This window comes from Acidipropionibacterium virtanenii (genome assembly GCF_003325455.1).
Classification (GTDB): Bacteria; Actinomycetota; Actinomycetes; order Propionibacteriales; family Propionibacteriaceae; genus Acidipropionibacterium; species Acidipropionibacterium virtanenii.
In genome coordinates this window covers 2,136,902-2,159,019 of sequence record NZ_CP025198.1, presented here as the reverse complement: position 1 = coordinate 2,159,019, position 22,118 = coordinate 2,136,902, and the positions used below count along the sequence as shown (strand labels likewise).

General features: G+C 63.4%; 23 protein-coding genes. 9 read left to right on the top strand and 14 right to left on the bottom strand.

The window, feature by feature from the left end; genetic code table 11:
* Positions 1–148: 148 nt before the first annotated feature.
* The 4 genes from JS278_RS09965 to JS278_RS09950 all read left to right on the top strand — a co-directional run bounded on the left by JS278_RS09965 (position 149) and on the right by JS278_RS09950 (position 7,983).
* Complete coding sequence (locus tag JS278_RS09965; protein ID WP_114045036.1) at positions 149–2,143, top strand: site-specific DNA-methyltransferase; 1,995 nt, start codon at positions 149–151, stop codon at positions 2,141–2,143.
* Positions 2,140–4,713: a DEAD/DEAH box helicase gene (locus JS278_RS09960; protein WP_114045035.1), complete on the top strand. Its 2,574-nt coding sequence runs from the start codon at positions 2,140–2,142 to the stop codon at positions 4,711–4,713. Before JS278_RS09965 ends, JS278_RS09960 begins: the two co-directional genes overlap by 4 nt.
* Before the next feature lie 65 nt (positions 4,714–4,778).
* Positions 4,779–6,542, top strand: a complete 1,764-nt coding sequence (locus JS278_RS09955) for an ATP-dependent nuclease (RefSeq protein WP_181833698.1) — start codon at positions 4,779–4,781, stop codon at positions 6,540–6,542.
* Positions 6,529–7,983, top strand: a complete 1,455-nt coding sequence (locus JS278_RS09950; protein WP_114045033.1) for a UvrD-helicase domain-containing protein — start codon at positions 6,529–6,531, stop codon at positions 7,981–7,983. The genes JS278_RS09955 and JS278_RS09950 overlap by 14 nt, the downstream gene beginning before the upstream one ends.
* Positions 7,984–8,062: 79 nt before the next feature.
* On the opposite strand, the gene JS278_RS15845 is transcribed toward JS278_RS09950, so the two are convergent.
* Positions 8,063–8,356: a hypothetical protein gene (locus tag JS278_RS15845; protein ID WP_147243186.1), complete on the bottom strand. Its 294-nt coding sequence runs from the start codon at positions 8,354–8,356 to the stop codon at positions 8,063–8,065.
* 177 nt (positions 8,357–8,533) lie between these two features.
* Between JS278_RS15845 and JS278_RS09945 the strand changes: the two genes are divergently transcribed.
* On the top strand, positions 8,534–8,896 hold the full coding sequence (locus JS278_RS09945; protein ID WP_245935079.1) for a DUF2200 domain-containing protein: 363 nt from the start codon (positions 8,534–8,536) through the stop codon (positions 8,894–8,896).
* A 166-nt stretch (positions 8,897–9,062) separates the two neighbouring features.
* Here the strand turns inward: JS278_RS09945 and JS278_RS09940 are convergent, their stop codons facing one another.
* The 8 genes from JS278_RS09940 to JS278_RS09910 form a co-directional block, all read right to left on the bottom strand.
* Positions 9,063–9,704: an N-acyl homoserine lactonase family protein gene (locus JS278_RS09940; protein WP_114045032.1), complete on the bottom strand. Its 642-nt coding sequence runs from the start codon at positions 9,702–9,704 to the stop codon at positions 9,063–9,065.
* Between the two features lie 101 nt (positions 9,705–9,805).
* Positions 9,806–10,546 carry an ABC transporter permease gene (locus JS278_RS09935; protein WP_114045031.1) on the bottom strand — a complete coding sequence of 247 codons (741 nt, stop codon included), beginning with the start codon at positions 10,544–10,546 and terminating at the stop codon, positions 9,806–9,808.
* 1 nt (position 10,547) lies between these two features.
* Positions 10,548–11,312 carry an ABC transporter ATP-binding protein gene (locus tag JS278_RS09930; RefSeq protein ID WP_114045030.1) on the bottom strand — a complete coding sequence of 255 codons (765 nt, stop codon included), beginning with the start codon at positions 11,310–11,312 and terminating at the stop codon, positions 10,548–10,550.
* A gap of 114 nt (positions 11,313–11,426) precedes the next feature.
* Positions 11,427–12,149: a hypothetical protein gene (locus tag JS278_RS09925; protein ID WP_114045029.1), complete on the bottom strand. Its 723-nt coding sequence runs from the start codon at positions 12,147–12,149 to the stop codon at positions 11,427–11,429.
* 6 nt (positions 12,150–12,155) lie between these two features.
* A complete protein-coding gene (locus JS278_RS16030; protein ID WP_181833921.1) occupies positions 12,156–12,452 on the bottom strand; it encodes a hypothetical protein in 297 nt (98 codons plus the stop codon).
* 181 nt (positions 12,453–12,633) lie between these two features.
* Positions 12,634–12,846, bottom strand: coding sequence for a hypothetical protein (locus tag JS278_RS09920; RefSeq protein WP_220149958.1), 213 nt, complete (start codon positions 12,844–12,846; stop codon positions 12,634–12,636).
* Between the two features lie 27 nt (positions 12,847–12,873).
* Complete coding sequence (locus JS278_RS09915) at positions 12,874–13,452, bottom strand: dihydrofolate reductase family protein (RefSeq protein WP_114045028.1); 579 nt, start codon at positions 13,450–13,452, stop codon at positions 12,874–12,876.
* A 142-nt stretch (positions 13,453–13,594) separates the two neighbouring features.
* Positions 13,595–14,107, bottom strand: coding sequence for a DUF1453 domain-containing protein (locus tag JS278_RS09910; protein ID WP_114045027.1), 513 nt, complete (start codon positions 14,105–14,107; stop codon positions 13,595–13,597).
* 38 nt (positions 14,108–14,145) lie between these two features.
* On the opposite strand from JS278_RS09910, the gene JS278_RS09905 reads away from it, so the two are divergent.
* Positions 14,146–14,847, top strand: coding sequence for a TetR/AcrR family transcriptional regulator (locus JS278_RS09905; protein ID WP_114045026.1), 702 nt, complete (start codon positions 14,146–14,148; stop codon positions 14,845–14,847).
* On the opposite strand, the gene JS278_RS09900 is transcribed toward JS278_RS09905, so the two are convergent.
* The 3 genes from JS278_RS09900 to JS278_RS09890 all read right to left on the bottom strand — a co-directional run bounded on the left by JS278_RS09900 (position 14,840) and on the right by JS278_RS09890 (position 18,204).
* Positions 14,840–16,447, bottom strand: a complete 1,608-nt coding sequence (locus JS278_RS09900) for an ABC-F family ATP-binding cassette domain-containing protein (RefSeq protein WP_114045025.1) — start codon at positions 16,445–16,447, stop codon at positions 14,840–14,842. The genes JS278_RS09905 and JS278_RS09900 overlap by 8 nt on opposite strands.
* A gap of 253 nt (positions 16,448–16,700) precedes the next feature.
* A complete protein-coding gene (locus JS278_RS09895; protein WP_114045024.1) occupies positions 16,701–17,258 on the bottom strand; it encodes a type II toxin-antitoxin system PemK/MazF family toxin in 558 nt (185 codons plus the stop codon).
* A gap of 64 nt (positions 17,259–17,322) precedes the next feature.
* Positions 17,323–18,204, bottom strand: coding sequence for a helix-turn-helix domain-containing protein (locus JS278_RS09890; RefSeq protein ID WP_181833697.1), 882 nt, complete (start codon positions 18,202–18,204; stop codon positions 17,323–17,325).
* A gap of 110 nt (positions 18,205–18,314) precedes the next feature.
* Here JS278_RS09890 and JS278_RS09885 point away from each other — a divergent pair, with 110 nt between their 5' ends.
* Together JS278_RS09885 and JS278_RS09880 are read left to right on the top strand one after the other, a co-directional pair.
* The gene (locus tag JS278_RS09885; RefSeq protein ID WP_114045022.1) at positions 18,315–18,770 is read left to right on the top strand and encodes a hypothetical protein; all 456 of its coding nucleotides are present in this window, start codon (positions 18,315–18,317) and stop codon (positions 18,768–18,770) included.
* A gap of 197 nt (positions 18,771–18,967) precedes the next feature.
* A complete protein-coding gene (locus JS278_RS09880; protein WP_147243185.1) occupies positions 18,968–19,279 on the top strand; it encodes a hypothetical protein in 312 nt (103 codons plus the stop codon).
* Positions 19,280–19,556: 277 nt separating this feature from the next.
* On the opposite strand, the gene JS278_RS09875 is transcribed toward JS278_RS09880, so the two are convergent.
* The gene (locus JS278_RS09875; RefSeq protein ID WP_114045020.1) at positions 19,557–20,783 is read right to left on the bottom strand and encodes a hypothetical protein; all 1,227 of its coding nucleotides are present in this window, start codon (positions 20,781–20,783) and stop codon (positions 19,557–19,559) included.
* 139 nt (positions 20,784–20,922) lie between these two features.
* Positions 20,923–21,507, bottom strand: coding sequence for a TetR/AcrR family transcriptional regulator (locus JS278_RS09870; RefSeq protein WP_114045019.1), 585 nt, complete (start codon positions 21,505–21,507; stop codon positions 20,923–20,925).
* Between the two features lie 84 nt (positions 21,508–21,591).
* Between JS278_RS09870 and JS278_RS09865 the strand changes: the two genes are divergently transcribed.
* Positions 21,592–22,041: a DUF6069 family protein gene (locus JS278_RS09865; protein ID WP_114046252.1), complete on the top strand. Its 450-nt coding sequence runs from the start codon at positions 21,592–21,594 to the stop codon at positions 22,039–22,041.
* Positions 22,042–22,118: the final 77 nt, after the last annotated feature.

Genomic DNA, 22,118 nt, shown 5'->3' with positions numbered 1-22,118 from the left:
AGGCGTGGTGACTCGCGAGTGGGCGGTATCGGCGCTGGATGCGGGGCGCGTCTCGGGGGGAGCGTGTCGGTGGTCCCCGATACGATGAGGTGTAGTTCAACGGGTCCCAGAAGGGCCGGTCCGATCGGCTGAAGGAGGGACCAAGTAGATGGCGCAGCAGCGGCTCCAGCTCACGTGGTTCAATAAAGACAAGGCGCTCATCCCCACCGAGACCGGCAAGTACGGATACACGTGGGTCGACCCGTCTGATCCCCGCTACTGCGAGACCCACGCGCTGGTCATGGACGACTACGTCCACGGCGTCCAGACCCCGAAGAGCGACGAGTTCGCATACTCGGAGAGAGCCGACCTGGCACCGCAGGACGACAACCTCATGATCCTCGGCGAATCCGGGGACGTCCTGGAGGCCCTGACCCGCGTTCCCGAGTTGGCCGAGAAGTACGTGGGCAAGGTGAAGCTGATCTACATCGACCCGCCCTTCAACACCGCTCAGACCTTCGCTTCCTACGAGGACAACCTGGAGCACTCGATCTGGCTCACGATGATGCGCGACCGGCTCCTGAACATGAAGAGGCTGCTCGCCGCGGATGGTTCAATCTGGGTGCACCTAGACCAAGTAGAAGTCCATCGGATGAGGCTCCTGCTTGATGAAACATTTGGTGCTGACTGTTTTGTGACGGAAGTAATTTGGGGAAAAGCTGATACGAGTCGCAATGACGCAAAGCAATTTTCGGTGGACCAAGACTACCTTTGCGTATACTCCAAACGCCCTGAATGGGGAGTGAACCGGTTACTGCGAACAGCGGCGCAAGACAGTATCTACAAGAACCCAGATGGAGACAGGGTGCCTTGGATCGCGAAGCCGGGGCACGCCCCTGGAGCTGCGACGCATCAGGGCATGGTGTACGCCATCCAGTCCCCGTTCACGGGAGAGTTGCTATATCCGCCCAAAGGCGGCTGTTGGAGACTTGGCCAAGATGCGATGCTGGACGGCCTCAATGGATGGGCCAGATATGAACGAAGGATTCTTGACGACGCCCAAGAACGAGCATTCGTTTGCGGAGTCTCAGCGGAAGATGTTCGTCCAGACGTGTCAGCGCTTGTTCTCTCTGACGATATTCATGTAGCGAGGAGGCATGCTGAGCGGGCGCTCGAGTCCCCATGGCCGTCAGTTTTCTTTATCAACCGTGGGAAGCGAATCCAAGTCAAAGGCTATTTGCCTGAAGGGGGCACAACTCCCCGCACAATATGGAGCTTCTCAGATGTTGGTAGCAATCGAAACAGCAAAGCGGAGATAAAACGACTATTTCCAGACTCGGATGCATTTTCCACACCAAAGCCTGAACGGCTTCTGGAGCGGATCATTCACATCGGCTCGAATCCGGGTGACATCGTGTTGGACGTCTTTGCGGGTTCGGGGACGACGGCTGCTGTGGCGCAGAAGATGGGGCGCAGGTGGGTGACGTGTGAGCTGCTGGAATCGACGTTCACGACGTTCACCAGGCCGCGGCTGGAGAAGGTGGTCAATGATGAGGACCCCGGCGGGATCACACGGACGAAGGGCGAACGCATCCCGGCGGACGATGTGGATCTGCCCGAGGGCGTCTCGGCGGAGGACGCAGCCATATTCACGAGCGTGCTGAACAAGTTGATCGCCGACGATCCGGCCCTCAAGAAGAGCGCTGACGTGAAGACGTTGAAGGCTGCGGCGAAGACGCGGCGCACAAAGGACGTGGTGAACTGGCGTGGGGGCGGCGGCTTCCAGGTCGCCCACTTGTCGCCTGCCTGTTTCGACTACGACCCGGATCTGGACCGGGTGATGCTGACTGCGGAGGCGACCGGCGAGACGCTCGTGGAGTCAGTGGCCGCGAACCTAGGATTCCGGCTCCTGCATCCTGATGATGACTACATTTTCGACGCCCAGCGCGGCAACTCCCTGTTGAAGGTCATCGACGGGGTGGCGACCATCGAGATTGTCGACTCGCTGGTCAGCCACGTGACGCCCGGAGAGACGATCGTGCTGGCCGCGACGAGCGTCATGGATGGGGTCCGTGAGCACTTGCGCAGGTCGTGCAGGGGGTCGCGGGTGGTTGCCCTGCCTGATGACGTGTTCCACTACACAGAGGACGGTGAAACGCGATGACCCGGAGACTGAACATCAGTTTCGACTCGGACATGCTGGAGGCGATCAGTTCCGAGTTCGACCTGCGGGCCCCGAACAAGGAAGCGCTGCGCAAGCTCGTGTTCACCCTGGACGGGGACTATGACCCGGCCGTGATGCAGGTGCTGAACCTGGCCACGGGTGTGGGCAAGACCTATTTGATGGCGGCGTTCGTGGAGTACCTGCGCCGTCAGGGCGTGGGCAACGTGATGATCGTGACCCCGGGCAAAACAGTCCAGCACAAGACCGTGCAGAACTTCACGCACGGCTCTAGTCGCTACATTGCGGGTTCGCCGGTGCCGCCCGAAGTGGTGACCCCGCAGGACTACTCGCAGTGGGTCGTCCGCCAGAACGGGCCCGCCCGCCTGGCGTTCGGCCGCGAGGTGCCGGTCTTGGCGTTCATCTTCAACATCCAGCAGCTCATCGCCCCGAAGTCGGAGGAGGGCGACACGCACGGCGCCACGCAGGACGCGATGCGCCGCAAGCCGCGCCGGTTCGACGAGAACGCTGGGGTCCTGTTCGACTACCTCAAAGGCCTGGACGATCTGGTCGTGATCGCCGACGAGTCACACCTGTACGGCTCCAGCGCGGTGGCGTTCAACGCGGCTCTGCGGGAGCTTGAGCCCGCCGCCGCAGTGGGGCTGACGGCATCGGTGGACAAGAACACGGATCATGTGATCTTTGAGTACCCGCTGTACCTGGCGATCCGAGACAGGTATGTCAAGGCCCCGGTGCTGGCATTCCGCAAAGGCGGATACGGGACCGACCAGAACTCTGAGGAGCAGCAATTGCGCGATGCGGTGCAGCTGCGGGCCCTCAAGCAGACCTACTACGACACCTACGCCGAGGCGGAGCGCCGTCGTCACGTCAACGCCGTGATGTTCGTGGTGTGCTCCGACGTCGACCACGCCACCCAGGTCGCCGACTTGCTGCGGACGCCGGAGTACTTCGGCAACGATAAAGCCGTCTTGCAAGTCGATTCCAAGCACGAGGACGATCTCACGCAGCGCCGCCTTGAGGAACTCGACCAGCCTCACTCGCCCGTGCTGGCGGTGGTGAGCGTGAACAAGTTGAAGGAGGGCTGGGACGTCAAGAACATCGCCGTGGTGGTCACGCTGCGGGCGATGGCCTCCGAGGTGCTGACCCAGCAGACAATGGGCCGGGGCCTGCGCCTTCCGTTCGGGAGGTACACGGGTGTGGGGCAGATCGACCAGCTCGACATCATCGCCCACCAGTCCTTCACCGAGCTGCTCGCGGCGGAGAACGTGCTGGCCCAGTTCGGCCTGGAGGACGCGGTCAACCAGCCGGACAAGGCGACGGTTGAGGATGCGATCCGTCGGGCAGCAGAGCACTCCGAGCGGACAGGCACCGCGTCTGCGACCACTGGCGGTGACACGGCGGGGCTGGGCGTCGGCCAGACGTCCACACCGGAAGGTTCGGGTTCGGGTGTTGTTCCGGTCGCGACGCCGGTGGAGGGGACCACCAGCGGCGGGCCCGGAGTTGGTGTGCGCGCGATTGACGAAACGGACACGACCGAGGACCAGGCCTGGGAGCCGGTCTTCATCGAGCGCAACAAGCGGTTCGCGGACGTGTCGTATCTGTTCCCGGTGACCTCGATGACGGTGCAGCAGCCGCCGATCGACCTGTCGGAGATCGGGGACACCGAGGTGGAGCAGGCAGCCCGCAAGGTCACCTCGACCGGTGACGTCCTGTTGCGCAAGGAGGTTATCGCTGCGCTGGGCAAAAAGCTGCGTGCCGAGGACCGGGAGAGCGCGGAGGTCGACTCGGTCCACATCAACGATGCCCACGCCAAGGATGCACTGGTCAAGCTGGTCATCAACATGCCGCTCGTGCCCAAGCAGGCCGGGACAGCCCGGTACGTCGAGAGTTTCCTTGTGCCGCGGTTTATGCAGAACGTGACCTTTACTGGGTGGACCGTCAAGTCCTTGGTGTCCGCGCGAACCCAGCTCCAGCAGCTCGTCCACACCTACGCTGTCGAGACCCTGCGGGCGATCCGCCAGGTCCCCAGCATCCACCCGAAACCCATGCCCGGCGACGGCTACACCCTGGCCCTGGGAGACAGGGTGCACGACCAGATCGAATCCCGCGCTGAGTTCGTGCGGGGCCGAGTCTATGGCGGCTGGTTCAAATCCCTGTTCGCCGAAGAGTCCTTCGACTCCTACACCGGCGAATACCAGCTGGCCCGGTTGTTGAACACGTCGCCGCACATCGTGTGGTGGCACCGCCTGCACCCACAGGATGGGGCGTACGTGTACTACACCGCGAAGGACCGCTACTTACCCGACTTCGTCGCCCTCGACACCGACGGCGTGCACTGGATCATCGAAGGCAAAGACGAACGCGGCCGTGATGACGCTCGCGTCCAAGCCAAACGCCAGGCCGCCGAATCCCTCGTGCGCCGCCTGGTCGCCGAAGACGCCTACGCTGGCGAGAAATGGGGTTACCTCGTCGCCTACGAACAAGACACCGCCCGAGCCGACTCCTGGGACGACCTCAAAGCCCTCGCCCAACCCGTCAACAACGCGCTGTAGCGAAATGGGCCGGACAACCGGGAGTATTCGAATCGATTATTGCAAAGGGTGGGAAGGAGAATGCCATGAGAATCCGTAGGCTCAAAATCGAGAATTTCCGCGGTATCAAGCGACTTGACTGGACTTTGCCCCCAGATCAACGTCTGATCACGTTGATTGGTCCTGGTGACAGCGGTAAATCAACGATCCTTGAAGCTATTCATCTTTTGCTCGGCGACCGGTGGAGCGTCTCCTTTTCAGATGTCGATTTCTATCACGTCGACCTATCGGCGTCTATTCAAATCAAGGCCATCTTGACGGACGTCCCTACATCGTTACTCAAAGACAACACGTTCGGCTTCTGGCAAAGAGGATTGGATGATGGTGGAGGTCTCAGACAGGAGCCTGAGGACGGTCTCGAGCCGTGCTTAGTTGTTCGTCTTACCGTCGATGAGTCGCTTGAGCCTCAGTGGGAGGTCGTGCGAGGCGACGGTGAGACGCGCAGTATTACATCGAGCCAACGGCGCGCCTTCTCTACCTTCCGAGTCGACGACAGAACCGACGCCCAGCTTCGATGGAGTCGCACATCTGCTCTTGGGCGAATGTCAGCCAAAGATGGTACTGAACGCGAAGCCCTAGCAGAAGCCGAGCGAGCTGCTCGTGCCGCACTGAATGGACACAAGAGCTCGGCCATGAACGACTTGGCCAAAGCCATTCAGAACCATGCCAATGAAGTTGGTGGCAGCAGCTTCAACGCGATCCATGCTGGTCTGGATTCCTCACGCTCCGGCATGGGTGCCAACCTTGCACTATACGAGGACACAGTACCGCTGATGGCTTACGGTCTTGGAAGTCGCCGTCTCGTGAGTCTTGCCGTCCAGCAGATGGCAGCTGGCGATCGGGCTATTGCAGTCATCGATGAGCTTGAGAACGGACTCGAACCTCATCGGGCTGTCCGCTTGCTTAGCTACCTAGACAGCGACCCATACTCTCAGGTGTTTGTGACCACACACTCTCCGGTTGTCGTTGAACAGGCGCCAATCGAGAGTCTGTCGGTTGTCCAGTCTGCTAGCGGCGAGGTCAATATCACGTCACTTAGGGGTGCGGGCGACGTAATGAATGCACTGCGGCGAGCCGCTCCTTCGTCATTGTTGGCTCGTAAGGTAATTATCGGAGAAGGAAAGACGGAGCATGGTGTCTTGATCTCTTGCTTCGAGGCTTGGGACCGGCAGCGAAGTTCGGTAGGGCTCACCACAGCGGCTGGGGAAGGCCTCGCAATTCAGGATGGCAATGGTGGCGAAAAGGCAGTGAACCGGGCTGAGGCGATGGCCCCGCTCGGTTGCTCCGTTTTAGCTCTGATTGACAACGACGTTCGCACAGCAGACCCGCACGTGATCAAAGCTGAGCAAGCAGGCGCAACAGTCGTTCGCTGGGAGCATGGCCTTTGTATCGAGGCCCAGGTCTGCTCCCGGCTTGACGCCGACGAACTTCAGGACTTTATCTCATTGGGTATTGAATGCCGCGGCGCAGAGAGCACTGTAATTGATGACCTCAGGGCCGTTTGTCAAGCTGAGGTGTCAAGTCTGAACGTGCAGGATTGGCTTCGCACCAACGATATCGATATGGCTGAAGCACGCAACATCGTCGCGACTGCGGCGTCTCACGGTAAGCGCGGATGGTTCAAGAGTGTTGACAGTGGTCGTGCACTTGGCGGGTGGCTGTTAGCACGGTGCGGTTCCCCGAGCCTCAAAGCGATAGTCTCCAGACTCGACCAGATCCGTACATTCGCCTACGGGGAGTCTTTAGCCACAGAGGCCGTGTGGGCAGGAACCGTTGATGAGCAGAGATGAGCTGACCAACCTCGCTGCTGAAGTAGTTGCTGAAGCGCCGTGCTCGCTGGAGATGCCCGCTGGCACCGGGAAGACCGAGCTCTTGTCTGCGTGCGTGGACACCGTGGCAACTCAGGGTGGCAGGTCGCTCGTTCTCACCCACACCAACGCTGGCGTGGATGCTATCCGCAAGCGCCTAAGACGCTTCGGTGTCCCACCGAGTATGGTGCGAGTCGAGACGATCACAAGCTGGGCCTTCACACTCTCACGGGCATACCCCGGGATCGCGGAGATCATGGTCCCGGAAGTTCCGAACTGGAATGACTCTCGTACTTATGTCGAAGCTGCTGCCATGGTTGCGGCCAGCTCGGTGGTTCACGGTGTCCATGCGGCAAGCTTTGAATGCCTATTCGTCGATGAGTACCAAGACTGCACAATTGATCAACATAACTTTATACTGGAGATCTCCAAGGCAATATGCCGAACGGTCATTTTGGGAGACCGGTTACAAGCGATTTTCGGATTCGAACGGGACCGGCCAATAGTGGACTGGGATACCGATGTCGTTCCAAATTACCCACCGAAGGGTGTGATATTTGCTCCGCATCGCTGGAGAGATCACAACCTCCTCTATGGGCAATGGCTGCTTGATATTCGTCCCGAATTGGTCGACGGGGGAACATTTGATTTCACGCGCTACTCGATCCCTGGTCTTTCCTGGAGAGGATGTGACCCCAAGAATCCCGCGAGAATCGTCAGTTCCGCAGCGTATGAACTGTCGAGGGCTGGGGGGTCGGTAGTTCTACTCGACAAGTGGCCACACGATGTTGCCAAGCATGCCATGTATCTTCGGGGCTCTTACTCGGTCATGGAAGATGTGGGCGGCCGTTTCATGATCGACCAACTCAATACGCTCCCTGCTGAAAACGATACGTCGCTTGCGACGTGGCTCGTTCAAGCAGCAAAGAATTGTTTTGTCGGGCTTAGTGGGCTTGACAGAACTGTTCAGCGACGTCTTGAAAGTGGTCGGACAGTTTCGGACCTCAAACGCGCGGGTATAGAGCCAGTGCTTGCGGCGCTAGACAATCTTGTGAAACTGCCCGTCTACGCGCAGCTGCTGACATCCGCTAGGGAGATTCGCGCTACGCCGGGGCTGGCACTCTATCGGCAGGAGGCGTGGGACGACATGTTTCGCGCAGTTGCCAGGAGCATCGAAGACCGTACATCTGTGCAAGAAGCTCTCGCAGTCGTCCGCGACCGCCTACGTCGGGCCGGGAGGAGTGACCGCCTGCGTATAGCTTCGCGGACTCTGCTGGTGAAAGGGTTGGAGTTTGACCACGTGATCATCGCGAATGTCCAGAACTTTACCGATCCCCGTCAATTGTATGTGGCGTTAAGCCGTGCGAGATCTTCTGTAACTGTGATTGGTAGTAGCCCGCGCCTCCAGCTCAGCTACAAGTAGTGCGTTAAGTGTCGAAAACGAGCGTGGTCGCTTGAGAGATAGTTGACCATTGATCAGGAAAGTCAAGAGGCCACGATATTTACGTTCCTTTGATCTTCTCCCATACCGTGCCGCGGTGGACGCCGAACTGCCGTGCGATCGTTGAGACGCTCATCCCGTTGGCGCGGGCTGTTCGCATGGCGTCCACTTCGTTGTCTGTCAGCGGTGTTCGAGACCGTATCCTTGGCTCGGTTACTACCTCGTCTTCGGTGGAGGATACCGGGTCGACTGGACTGTGGATCTCGCGAACACCGCGATTCCATGCCGTGACCAGCCTCTTGACCACCTGTCGCTTGTTCCCGCAGCGCTCACTCAGGCCCACCAGAAGTGACATTTTCGAAAAGTAGCACGAACTACTACCTCCGACGGATCGACGAAGGCAGCGTAGATGCGTTCGGGCGAGGCCTCGATCAGCCGAGATGCCGGAGCGGTGCGTGACATCACGATGTCGTATGCGCAGACGGCGCCATCGTGACGTCCGGCAGCCCGGGTCCCGGGTAGAGTCCTGCGGGTGAAGACCGACGAGAAGACGCTCAAGCGCGTTTCCGCGATGAAGTTCTCCAGCGTGTACCCACTCCTGGTGAACAAGGTTGAGCGGAAGGGCCGCACCAGGGAGGAACTCGATCAGGTCATCAGCTGGCTTACCGGCTTCGACGAGCATCAGATCCAGTTTCATGCGACGAGCGGAACCACCTATGAGGAGTTCTTCGCTGGCGCCCGGCTGAATCCGAACACTTCACTCATCAAGGGCGTCGTCTGCGGTGTGCGGGTCGAGGAGATCGAGGATCCGTTGATGCAGAAGGTCCGGTATCTCGACAAACTGGTCGACGAGCTGGCCCGGGGCAAGGCGATGGAGAAGATCCTGCGATCCTGAACCTGCTGGGCGCCCGCTCAACGGTGGGGTGGAAGGCAAGGTCGGTGTCAGGCGCAGGGCCCCGGGCCGCCACCGTCGAAATCAGCCCCACGTCGGCCATCACGCCACAGTGAACGATTGAGTGAGGACACCCATGACGTCCGGCGCCGTGGCTCACAGCGCGAAGTCAGGTCAGGTTCGCTCCGGTCTCTTCGCTCCACGGCCCGCTCTCGTGAGACAGCCAGACGCGAGCGGGATTCAGCGCCCGTATGAGCCGTTGGCCCTCGGTCCGAGGGACGTCGAGTTCGCCGGACCAGACGGCGGTGTCCCCGGCGATGATGGTCGGCCCGTCGGCATCATCGATGAGGACGATCTGGGAGCCGCGGGTGTGGCCCGGCGCCGGGATGAGTCGTATCCCCGGCAGCAGTTCGTATTCGCCGTCGAGTGGCATGTACCGCAGCGGGACGTCCGGCGGGTCGACCCAGTCCTTGACGGTGTAGTCGTTCTGACTCCGGGCATCGTGGAGTTCTTGGCGTTGGACGTAGATCGGTGTGCTCGGAAACAGGTGGTTTCCGCCGCAGTGGTCGAAGTGCAGGTGGGTGTTGATGACGATGTCGATGCTGGCCAGATCGATGTCCTGCTTGTCGAGGGGATGAATACGAGGGTCGAGGTCCGCCACCGCGGGGTGGAGTTGCGTCATGCCGGTGTCGACGAGGACACGGGCGTCGGGATGATCGATGAGGTGGACGTAGACGGGCATCTTCTCGCCTTCGGCGAGCAGGTCCGCGACGTGGACTGGTGTGATCGTGATGGCGGATGGTGTGGTCATCAGGGATCCTTCATCGAGTGGGTGATGCGGACAATCGGTGGCCCAGGGTCGCGATGATGATCGGAGAAGTTCGGAGTCTGGTCTGTGAAGGCAACATCCCGTCATCTCCACCTGAATATGCGGGCGGACAGTCCGCCCGACAGCACGGTCCAGACCATCAGGATCAGCAGCGGCGTGATGGACGCGTGCCCGCCGTACCAGGCGGCCTGGAGGGATTGGGCCATGGCACCCGGCGGGGTGAAGGCCGCAATGGTCCTCAACGATTCGGACATGAGGGGGCCCGGCGTCCAGATTCCGGCCAGGAAGAGACACAGCATGAAGACCAGGACGCCGGAGCCGTAGGCGATCTGAGACGTAGCCGCGGTGGCGGCGATCACGGACCCGATCGCCGTCATGGCGATCGCTCCGAGGACGAGGACGAGTGCGACCATCAGAACGTCGCTCGGTGGCGCCATCCCGAACGTGAGGGCCGCGACGATGAGCGTTATCAGCGTTGCGCCGAGAAGGGAGGCCAGAGTGATCAGCCATTGCGCAAGTAGAAGCCGTACGGCCCCGGCGGGAGTCGCGTCCAGGCGACGGAGCACGCCCAGCTCGCGATGCCCGGCGACCGATGCGGGATAGTTGGTGATGGTCACGCTCGTGGTGGCCACGACCAGCGCGACGACGACGAAGTAGTCCATCGCCGTCATCCCGGTCAGGGCGATCGGCTGGCGCGTGCCGGGAATGAGGTAGGCCTGCATGAGGAGCAGGCCGGACGGCAGGATCAGAGCCATGAACAATGCCGTGGGGTTGCGGATGAGTTGAAGCCATTCCGCCTTGACGAGGGCACGTAGGGCACGCATGTCAGACCCTCTCCTCGTCAAACGCGGTCGAGTAGTCGTCGAGCAGCCGCAGATAGGCGTCCTCCAACGACAGTGCGTGACCGGTCTCGCTCGCGACGCGATCACGCAACTCGGAGGGGGTGCCCGTGAAGCGAGTCCGCCCCTGGTCGATGACGACGAGGCGATCGCAGAGCTGGTCTACTTCGTCGAGTGCATGGGTCACCAGCACGATCGTTACTCCACGGCCCCGGATGTCGGCGATGAGCCCCCACGTGTCACGACGGGCCTGCGGGTCCAGGCCGGTGGTCAGCTCGTCGAGGACCGCGATGCGCGGATTACCGACCAGTGCCACGGCGATCGACAGGCGCTGACGCTGGCCGCCTGACAGGGCGCGGACCTTTCTGCGGGCAAGATCGTCAAGGCCGATCAGATTCATGAGTCCGGACGCGTCGGCCGGGTTCGCATAGAGTGCGGCGAACATCGCGATGACCTCTGCCACGGTCAGCAGCGGTGGCAGCACGGCCGACTGGAGCTGGTAGCCCACGCTCTGTCGAATGACCTTGCGGTCAGCGCAGGGATCGACGCCGAGGACCGAGACCTTCCCTGCGTCTCGGCTGATCGCACCGACCAGACACTCGACCGTGGTGGTCTTGCCTGCCCCGTTGGGGCCGAGGACACCGAATACCTCGCCCTGGGAAACGTGGAATGTCACATCCTCGACCGCTCGCACAGCACCGAACTGCTTGCGCAGTGCTTTGACGTCGATGGCAGGTTCGGCGGGTTGCATGGTGCCCCCTCACTAGAGAGTCACCCCGGGGGTGACAGTCGCTTGACATGAGGGTAGGCGACATCCGGACACGGTGTCAACCCCGGGGTGACAATTGGGCGAGGGTCACTGCCCCTATGGCAGGAGGAGCGATTCCGGCAGGCAGCGTACGTGCTCGGGAATCCTACGGAGCATCCACCAGGCGACGACCGCCAGAACCGGTATCAGGGCCCCGGCTCCGACCACCCACGTGTCCTCGCTCTGCCACGGCGCCAGCCGGGCAGCCCCGAGGCCTGCGATCACGATGATGGCAACCGTCTGGATCGCGCGAGACGCCATCGACGAACCGGGCATGCCACGGCGCCCCGGCCGGTATCCCATCTCTACGAGCCCGGCGACCTCCACCAGGATCAACCCGCCGAGCACACCGGTGGCGAGCACCCGGGCGGCCGACAGCGGGTCGCCGCCGGAATGGGCGACGAATACCCAGATCGCTGCGCCCAGGAGCAGGGCCTGGGCAAGGAGGGCCAGTCGTGTCCATGGTGCGGGATCGGGTCTGGTGAGGTCCTGCTCGCGTCGGGCGATGTAGGCCCATGCGTCTGCTCGGAACCGCTGTTCCGTGTAGCAGACCAGTGAAAGTGCCACCACGGGGCCGATGATCGGCGTCCAGACGTTGTTGCTGATCGTCAGCAGAAGAAGGACCGCCGCCGTCAGCACGGCTGGTGAGGCCAGCATCCGCATCGCCATGGCGGTGAGGTAGTAGACGCGGGCCGGAGCGATCTCGCGAGGAATGTCGAGCGGATGAAGTAGCCGATCAGCGGTCTCGCGTCCCCGTTTCGCATCGAGATTCTCCGACATCGTGGTTCACCGCCGTCCCCTGCGGGTTGTGGACGCCGTCCGGCCGATCTCGTAGACCTTCTGCCGTGAGATCCCGAGCTGGGACGCCACGAACACCGCGCTGAAATCCTCCAGCAGGGCATTGACCGCAGCACTGCGCACCTTCGAGGCCTGCGACACCCGGAAGGCGGCCTGTGCTGACACCTCCCCGGCGAGCAGAGCGACCCCGAGCATGCCCCCGAAGTCCTGTTCCCAGCCCGGACCGCCCGACTCCATCCTGCGCGCAAGCATCTCACCCGAGTCGGCCAGTGCCATGGCTGCCATCTCGGGGGTGACTCCTGCGCTTGCCAAGCGGCTCGCGATCTCAGGCACCTGGTCCGGCTCCCGATGACCGAGCACATCAGACCACGCACGAGTCACGGGCTCCGATGCATTCCTTGTTGCCATGTCGCCCACCGTTCCGTCCTGCGATGTCAATAGGGAGTTTACAACGATGGTGCTCCCCTCAGAATCGTCGTCGCTCGCCGCCTTCATGTGCGCGAAGGCGCGGTATGTGTGTGCCGAGCACCAGGCGCAGGTCCGCGCTGTACTGGGCGAGCCGGTGTTCCAGGAACTCGGGCGTCTGCTTGCCCCAGTAACCGCCCCAGTCACCGGGCGGCCCATAGGATCCGTAGCCGTCGAGGTTGCAGAAGACGTCCCAGGTGTAGGTGGCGGTCATGATGAGCCTCCTTGGTCGTGAGGACGGTTATGCGCTGCCAGGCCCCGGGGGGAGCGGGGCGTCGAGGACATGCGGCCGGTAGTCGAGGAGCAGCGTGCCGCCGTCGAACGTGCGCGTCTCGATCAGATCGAGGGCGATATCGGGGTAGCCGTCATAGATCCGATCCTGTCCCGTCTTCCCGGTGATCACCGGGAAGACGACGACCCGGAAGCGGTCGACGAGGCCCGCGGACAACAGAGAACGGGCCAGCGAGAGGCTGCCGATGGTCGACAACGGATGATCGCTGGTCTCCCTCAGCTCCCGGACCGCTTCGACCGCGTCGCCGCGGATGAGCCGGCTGTTCTCCCACTCCAGCGGCTCGTCGAGGGTGCTCGAGAAGACGATCTTCTGCACCGCTCCGAGTTCGTCGACACCTTCGGTCTGCGACGCCGCGAAGCCGTGGAAGAGGCGATAGGTGTTCGCGCCCATCAGGAGGGTGCGGTGCGCGGCGGAATCCTCACCGAGCCAGCCGAGGTATTCAGGACCTTCCAGGCCCCACCAGCCGGGCCAGCCCTCGGCGGCGCCGTAGCCGTCGAGCGAGGCGATGTAGTCGACCATGAGTTCCATGAGCTCGGCTCCTTGTCCTTCGGTGACGCAGGGGCATTGATCACTTGTACTCTATGGCGCTCCGGGTCGCTGGGGGAGGCAGAATTGAAGGGGTCGTCGGCGAGCATCAGGTGCTCCGCCCGATGAGGCGGACGAGCCCGGTTCAGCCGCGGTCGGCGAGACGCTGTTGGAGCTGCTGGCCGAGATCCTTCCACGGCATCTCGATGCCGCGCCTGGCCGCTCGGACGAGTGTGACGGCGCCCTCTCCGGCCAGCCCGATGCCGATGGTGAAGGTCAGTGGCCTGGCGGCCTCGTGCATGCCGAAGTGCTGGGCCACCGGGCCGAGTGCCGCGCCCACCACCAGCGAGGCGACGAGCAGGGCGAAGGTCGTCCATCGGTAGCGCTGCACGAACTGGTCGGCGCGCCGCTCGATGACGATGGTGGCCGAGCGTGCCGCTCCGAACGCCAGGCTGACCGCGGAGAGTCCCGCCAGCCATGCCAGGTCGATCGAGGTCGGCCCGATGCCGATGATCATGTTCGTCCCGATCGCGAGGAGCACCAACGGTGTGACCGCGGCGTCCTTGAGATCGAGTGGTTCGCCTCGGACGCGACGCACCACGACGACGGTCAGGAGGGCGATGACGAGTAGGGGCCAGAATCTAAGTAGCATGTCCATGCCAAAATAGTTTAGCACGAACATGCTATAAAAGCAGCATGCCGAAAATTGTGGATCCCCAGCAGCGCCGCGCAGAGATCGCCGACGCGCTGTTCGCGGTGCTGCGCGAAGGGGGCGTCTCGAAGATCACCCTGGCGGGTGTCGCGGAGCGGGCCGGTCTGGCGATCGGCTCGGTGCGCCACTTCCTCGGCACCCACGAGGAGATGATGGTCTTCGCATTCGACACCATCTCCGAGCGGTTCCGGGACCGCGTCCTGTCCCGTGCCCGGGCGCTTCGTGCCGATCTGGACGGCGGGGGACTGGGACCGGAGGCCAGACTGGGGGCGACGGCCGACCTGCTGTGCGAGTTCCTCCCGATGGATGGGGCCCGGCGCGACGAGGCCGTGGTGTGGGTCGAGTTCGAGGTCGCCGCCCGCACCGACCCGCGGCTGGCGGAGACGTCGACCCGGGCGGCCGCGCGGACGGCACATCTGATCGGGACGATTCTCGAGTCGATCCGAGCACGGGGTGACCTCGGCCTCGACCTCGCGCTCGAGGCTGCACGCCTGTCCGCGCTGCTCGACGGACTGACCCTTCGATCCGTGCTGCATCCCGACCTCCTCGGCCCCGATGTCATGCGCCGGGTGGTCGTCGAGCACCTTGAGGCGCTGCGCGGCATGCGTCCAGCCCGCGCCCGCGATGATCGAGACTCCGCAGACGGTTCCTCGGTGCGAGGGGAGCACTCGGCGTCGGCTACCTGACGGGGGCGTCCTGGTGCAGGCCGTCGTCGTCCATGGCGATCCAGGTGCCGATCCCCAGACGGCTCAGGAAGGCGTCGTCGTGGCTGACGACGATCAGGCCGCCGTGGTAGGCGGACAGGGCGTCGACGAGTTCATCGACGCTGTGCAGGTCCAGATTGTTGGTCGGCTCGTCCAGGATGAGCAGCTGGTTGGGCGGGTCGGTCAGCAGCAGTTCGGCCAGGGCGACGCGGAAGCGCTCCCCACCGGACAGGTCCCCGACGCGACGGTCGACGACGTCGCCGCGGAACAGGAAGTGCGCGAGCCCGGCCCGCAGCTCGCCCTCGGTGGCCGAGGGTGTCGCGCCGCGGAGCATCTGGAGGATCGTGGCGTCGTCGTCGAGATCGAGACGCTGGGGGAGATACCCGATCCGGTCGGTGAAGGCCTCCGCCCGGCCTCCCGTCCCCGGGGCGCCGGCGCAGTGGATGAGGGTCTCCAGGAGCCGCGTCTTGCCGATCCCGTTGCGACCGGTCAGTGCGACGCGTTCGGGCCCCTGGACGAAGATCCGGTGGCCTTGGTCGTCGCTCAGTTCGGCGAGGCGGCGGGCGGCGGGCACGTCAGGATCGGGCAGGGAGATAGAGATCGTGGCATCGCGGCGGATCCGCCGCCCCTGCTCGTCCACCGCCTGTTTCGCGGCGTCGACGGAGGCGTCGAGCTGCCCGCGGAGCTTGCCGGCCGAGACCTGGGCCTCCTGCTTGCGGTTGTTCATGATGATCTTCGGCTTGCGCTTGTTCTCGAAGTCGGTGCGGGCGTAGCGCCGGCGTCGCGCAAGCTTCGTCTGGGCCTCGATACGCTGGCGCTGCTCGGTCCGCAGCTGCTGCTCGGCCGAGCGCAGGGCCTGTTCCGCGGCGGCCTGCTCGGTGGCCAGATGGTCCTGATAGGCGTCGTAGGGTCCACCGAAGACGGTCAGTGAACCGTCGCGCAGCTCCGCGGTGGCGTCCATGAGGTTGAGCAGGGCGACGTCGTGGCTGACCACGACGACGGAGCCTGTCCACGATCCGAGAGCCTCGTACAGGAGGTGTCGGGAGTCGCGGTCGAGATTGTTGGTGGGTTCGTCGAGGAGCACGACGTCGTCCCTCGACAGGCGCAGACCGGTCAGGGCGGCCAGGACGGTCTCGCCTCCCGACAGGGTGGCGACCGGGCGGTCCAGGCCGATGCCGGGAAGACCGATCCGGTGGAGTTCGGCGAGACTGCGTGCCTCGACGTCCCAGTCATCGGCCAGTGCTTCGAAGTGCGCGGGATCGGCGTCTCCCGATTCGATGGCGCGCAGTGCCGTCAGGTGCTGGTCGACGCCGAGCAGTTCGGCGACCGTCGCACCGGTGCGCAGGGTCAGGTGCTGGGGCAGGTATCCGACGCGCCCGGTGACGCTCACGGTCCCGGCTGTCGGGGCCAGGTCGCCGGCGATGAGGCGCAGCAGGGTGGTCTTGCCCGTGCCGTTGTCCCCGATCAGGCCGGTGCGCCCGACGGTGAAGGTGGCCGACAGATGACTGATCGCGGGTGCGCCGTCGGGCCAGGTGAAGGAGAGATCCGCCAGCGTCACGGCCGGCTTCTGGGTGATGGACATGATTGCTCCTGGGCTGTCAGTGGACGCACTGACACCGGAGCCCTGGGCAGGGCGAACTACGAGGTCAGCGCGTGATGGACGCGGCCAGACGCTCGAAGATCAGCATGGTGATCACTCCCGCTTGTCGATTCCCAGTGCCACTGAGGCTACCAGCCGCCTCCACCGCCGACCAGGGCGCAGATCATCCGGTCCTACCGCGACCGGTGGGGGTGGTGATGGGTCGTCGTCTCCCGACGATCCGACGACGTCCGGATCAGCCGCGCGCCCAGCCGTAACGGTCGATGAGGGCCCGCGCGACGCGGTCGTAGCGACCGCGATCCAGGACGGCCGCCTCCCGGCGCATGCCCTTGGTGTGGACACTGTAGAGCTGCTCGACGTCCACCCAGGAGTCCCGGGCCTGGGGGTCCCAGGCACCTGAGCCGATCGGAAGGAAGTCCCGGTCGCCGGCATGAGCCTTGCTCGTCATCCGCACGGCGTAGACACGATCGGGCGACAGTCGCCCGATCACCAGCACGGGCCGGTCCTTGCCGCGCCCGTCACCCTCCTCGTAGGGCACCCACGTCCAGATCACCTCACCGGCGTCGGGGTTCCCGTCAGGCTGGGGAGCGTAACTCACTCTCAGATCGTTGATCCGGTCCGGATCGACGCGCAGCGTCTCGCGCCCGGCCTGGCGCCCCGCCGTCGGTTCCTGGACGGCACCGGTCTGACGTGCGGTCGCCGCTGGGGTCTTCTGGGCCCGACGCCTCGGGGAGGAGTTGCTGGTCAGGGCGTTCAGAAGGCCGTGGGCGATGGTCGAGAGGAGCGAACTCACCTCGGCACTCTATCGGAGGGGCCGTGACATCGGGCTTCGGGCATCGCGGCTCCCGGACGCCCGGTCAGGCCTGCCCCAACGACTTGCGGTACTGGGACGGGGAGAGGCCGGTCCGCTCCTTGAAGACCCTCGCAGAATGACCGTGATATTGCACTCCGCAGGCGGAAAACGCCTGGGACACGGAGAGATTCGGATCGGCTAGGAAGGCTTTGATCCGCTTGATCTTGATATCGACGTAGTATCGATGCGGAGTCATGCCGGCGTTCTTCTTGAAGAGACGCGAGAAATGAGTCCTGCTGAGACCGGAAACCTGAGCTGTCCGAAGCAGACTGAAATCATCTCTCCAGTGCTCCTCGATATATCTCTTCGCGCGCTCGATCTCGAGCCGTCCGCGATAGACCTTCTTGACGACTTGGACTCCTACCACGTAGATCACCTGTCCCTCACTGTCGGTGAGAGGAAAATTCATGATGTCCTGGTAGATGGCCTCCATGTCATCGTCGAGTTCGCGATAGCGGGTCGCGAGGACCTCCGGCGGGATCTTGACATCGGTGCAGTGAACCGTCTCGCCCTGGAAGGCACGTTGAAGATCCCTGGCAGGCTCGATCAACAGGATGGACTCATCCTCGAGCACGTTATATTTGCCGATGGCCTCATCATCGATCTGGTCCCTCGTGATTCCATACTGGGAGCAGACGGCATCATTGGCGTATACGAGAGTGCCGTCATGGGAGAATATGTTGATAAGCAGGGGGGACTGCTTGATCGCCCTCACGAGCAGGGCGTCCTGGTCGGCGGCATCGGGCGAGCCGGATGACCCCGGACCGGTCCAGGGGGTCTGCTCGGCCGTACCGGCGGCATGCGATGAGGGCATGGTCCCATCCTTCACCACGGGAGTGGCGGCGGGCGTGATGACGCGGTGAGTCCCGGGGATGGGAATGGTCATATCCGCACTGAACATGGTCGGATGACGTCTGTCCGGCCGACACCGGGTGCGCCCGGGCGCTGAGATGATTTCAGGACGGTGTCGTTGTTGATCACAGGAGGCGTTGAGGCATGCGTGGAGACAAACAGGCGGTGCTGGCTGGGGCGCCCGCCGCGTTGAACCGCCCCGATCAGCCGTGGGAGGTCATGGTCGATGGAGACTCGATCGTGGCCCGATGGAAGTGGATGGACGCGAGATTCTTCTCGCCCCAGCAGGTGAACGACGAGGTCCGGCAGTACACGTTCACGGCCACCTTGACCGACAGGGGAACGTGGAAGGAATCGGACAAGAAGAAGAGCGCGAGTGCGAATGTCCGATTCGAAGGCGGAAAGGTGAGCTTCGGCAAGTCGACGAGCGGCTTCCGAGGAAAGACCACGGAGAAGTCATTCGAATTCGGCGTCGGAAAGAATCGACAGACGGGTGAGGTCGGCGCGATGGGGTTCGCCTTCGACACCTCAGCGGTCAAGCGCCCGGTCCGCGACTACCTGAGCGCCTGCGGATGGAAGAAGGCCGGGCTGTTCGGCTGACCACGGATTGTTCTGACGATTATCAGCAGTGGTACGGTCACGATGAAAGGAATAGAGTCGTGAAATCACGAGAGTCACGCAGGACGGTATCCACCGTTCTTGCGATCATCCTGACATGTGGGGCTCTCCTCATGACGGGTTGCGGAAACGCGGAGAAGCTGGAAGCGTATGAAATCGGGAATGACAGCGTCGCCTCGGTGAACTCTGTGGTCGGCACACGTACGGTGAGCGGGGTCTCGAGCGGTAAGAACAACGGGTCGTCCTACAAGCAGTACAGCTATGAGAGCCAGACCGTGACGAAGGATCTGGTCGACTACCTCCTCAAGACACTGGTCAAGGATGGATGGACCCCCACTGTGGACTTCAACCTCGAGGAGATTCCGGGCAAGGCCCAGCTCGCGACGAAGTCGACCGAGGCGGGAAAGGTCATCCTGATGGACGTCTCCTACAAGCAGGCCGATTACACGATCAAGATCACCCAGATGAAGGGGACGCTCAAGTCCAAGTAGCTGGCCCGGGCCGGGGGCCCTCGGATCCCCGGCCCGGAATCTTCGCCAGCTCTCGGTTGACGTTCGCCCCATGAACCGGTGCGCTGCTCGGCTAGCGTTGATCGCATGACGAGTGACCCTGATCGGGGCGTCAGGCAAGGCCCGAGAACGATACTTGCGAGCAGGTGTCGTGACCGCTGAATATGCGGCTTGAGCGTGGCCGCGCAACCGGTGATCGGCTATCGGCGAGTCGTGCGAGTGAGGCGATCCGGCACTGATCCAGGTCGTGGTGTTGCGATTAGTCGGACTCGTCCTTGACGGCCTCACGGAACGCGCGGACTCCGCTGGAGAGCCTCCGTCCGACACTCTTGGCCTGATCCACGCCATTGGCCCCAGTTTCGACCGCCTTGTCTTTCACCTCGGCGACGGCCTGCATCCACCCTTTGCTGTCCATCGAGCTTCGATCCTGTTCGATGCCGAGCGGATGGCAGAAGCTGAGGATATTGTCAGCAATGCGATTGCTCGCCGTCACCACGAATCCGGAGTCCTTGGGGTGCTGGAGGACATTCCAGGTCGATCGGCCCGCTGTCGCGGCGGCATCGATCCTGTCGAGAAGGCGCCCGGTGTCCCGGGTGATCTGTTCCAGGCGATTGCGGCGAGTGGTCTTCAGACCGATCCTGTGCTGCTCAAGATCTTCTGGTGAGTCTTCAAGGACCCTGTCAAGCTCCAGCACCGCCACGGCGTCCTGAAGCTGGACGCACCGGGCAAGCACCGCGAGCCACTCCTTGGTCGCCTCCTCGACCTCCGGAGCCATCTCTCTGAGATCGCTGATGCCCTGCTCCTTCTCCAACTTCTCGGCCTGCGCCTCGAGCTGGAGAAGGGCGTAGGCCTGGGTCTTCGCGACAGCCAGGGTGGTGCCCTGGACCTTCGACCAGGTGACATCGCCGACGCTTCCCACCTCGGCGCGGATCGTCATGGCCTCCTCGATGACGTCACCGACCCCGATCATGCCTGCGAGTACGGAGTCCTTCTGGGCACGGAGGATGTCGTCGACCTTCTGGTCGATGGCGACCAGGTAGTCGGTGATCTCATCCATCGTCTGCTGCATCGCGACCTGGTTCATCACGCTCGCCGCCAGAGCCAGGTCGGCCGGTCCGGCCAGGACACTTCCGATGCCGGTTCCCGCCCTGGAACTGAACTCCACGATGCTCTTGATCCCTTGGGGCTGGCCCTTCGCGTAGACGACGGCCCGGCTGACACCGGATGTGGAACCCTTCATCAGTCCGTACTTCCTGATGGCTTCGGCGGACTCCCTCGTGAGTTTCACCCAGCGCCCGGAGTTGGCTGCAAGTTCGGAACCCACCTTCATGGCGCCGGATGTCGCCTGGAGCGTGGTTCCGAGGCGGTGGAGACCGAGGTCCCTTGACGACAGGCCCTCGGCGTCGAGGAACTGATCGACGGCGGACAGCTTGCCGATCACAGCCAGTCCGTCACCGTCGTTGATCAGCTCGATCTCGTCATTCATCGGAATCTCCTGCCTGCGTCCGGACAGGGAAGAGCCCTGCGGAAACGTGTTCACAAGGATCATACGGCGTCCACACGGATGGATCCTGCCGAGCAGAGGACAGCGCATACCGCTGGTGATGTGGGGGCACGAATTGCTGTTAGTGGCTCAGCAGTGCGGGCAGCATGACCTGATCCACCAGCTCTTCGGCCGTCGCCATGTCGAAGGTCTCGCGGCGCAGTACCACATTGGTGAATGCGATCGATGGCAGCACTGCGGCCACCAGGTCGGTTGGCGCCCGGTGGGGGATGACGCCTGCCGTCGTCCAGCGTCTGAGTACAGCTTCGAGCATCCGGGCGGGCGGTGAGCCGACCGCCTCATAGGCGGCCTTCGCCAGTTCGGCGTCGGTGCCCAGCTGGCTGAGCACGCTGCCCAGGATCAGGAGCGCCCGGTGGTCGTCATTGGCGTAGTGCCGGGCGCAGGCGATGAGGTCGCTGCGCAGAGAGCCGGTGTCCGGCGTCTCGGGGGGGTCGTAGAGGGCGCGCACCGCGGCTACGACGAGGGCGTTCTTGCTGCCCCAGCGCCGGTACACCGCCGCCTTGCCCGAGCCGGCCGCCCGGGCGACGGCGTCCACCGTCATCCTGGAGACGCCGCGCTCGATGAGGAGATCCTGGGCCGCTCTCAGGATCGCCTCGTCGATGGCGGGATCCTGAGGGCGCCCCGGCGTCGGCTCCTGTTCGCTCACAGCATCACCCTAGCGCGTTTCGAAACTGACCGGTCTCGTTTTAATATGGAACTCATCAGTTCCGAATCTCGGGAGGTGGTCATCATGACAACTCAGACCGACGCACTCGATCGCAATGTCCCCAGGGTCTCGGCGGGTCGTACGAGTCTCGTGCTGACGGCGGCCGTGATCGTCGCGGCAGCCGTCAACGCCGTGGTTGCACGACTGGCGACGGCCGGGGGAGCGACGCCCGGCTTCTCGCCGCTCACGCTGCCTGTCTTCGGCGCCTTCACGCTCGTCGGCATCCTGGCAGGTTGGGCCGGCTGGCGGATCATCCAGCACCGCTCCCGGCGCCCCGAACGCCTCCTCCGCTGGCTGGTGCCCGTGGTCGGCGTGCTGTCGTTCATCCCCGACGTCGCGCTGGGAACCCTGGGCTTCATCCCCGGCGCCAACTGGTCCGGGGTCCTCGGCCTTATGGCCATGCATGTCGTCGTGATCCTCGTGGCCGTGCCGGCGTACCTGATCGCGGGCCGTTCACGAACGAACGCCGCGTAGGTGTCGAGGGCATCCGGTCGATCGCCGAGGCGGCCGTTCCGAAGGCCTGAGTCGCGGTCGCATCCCGCGGTCCGGCG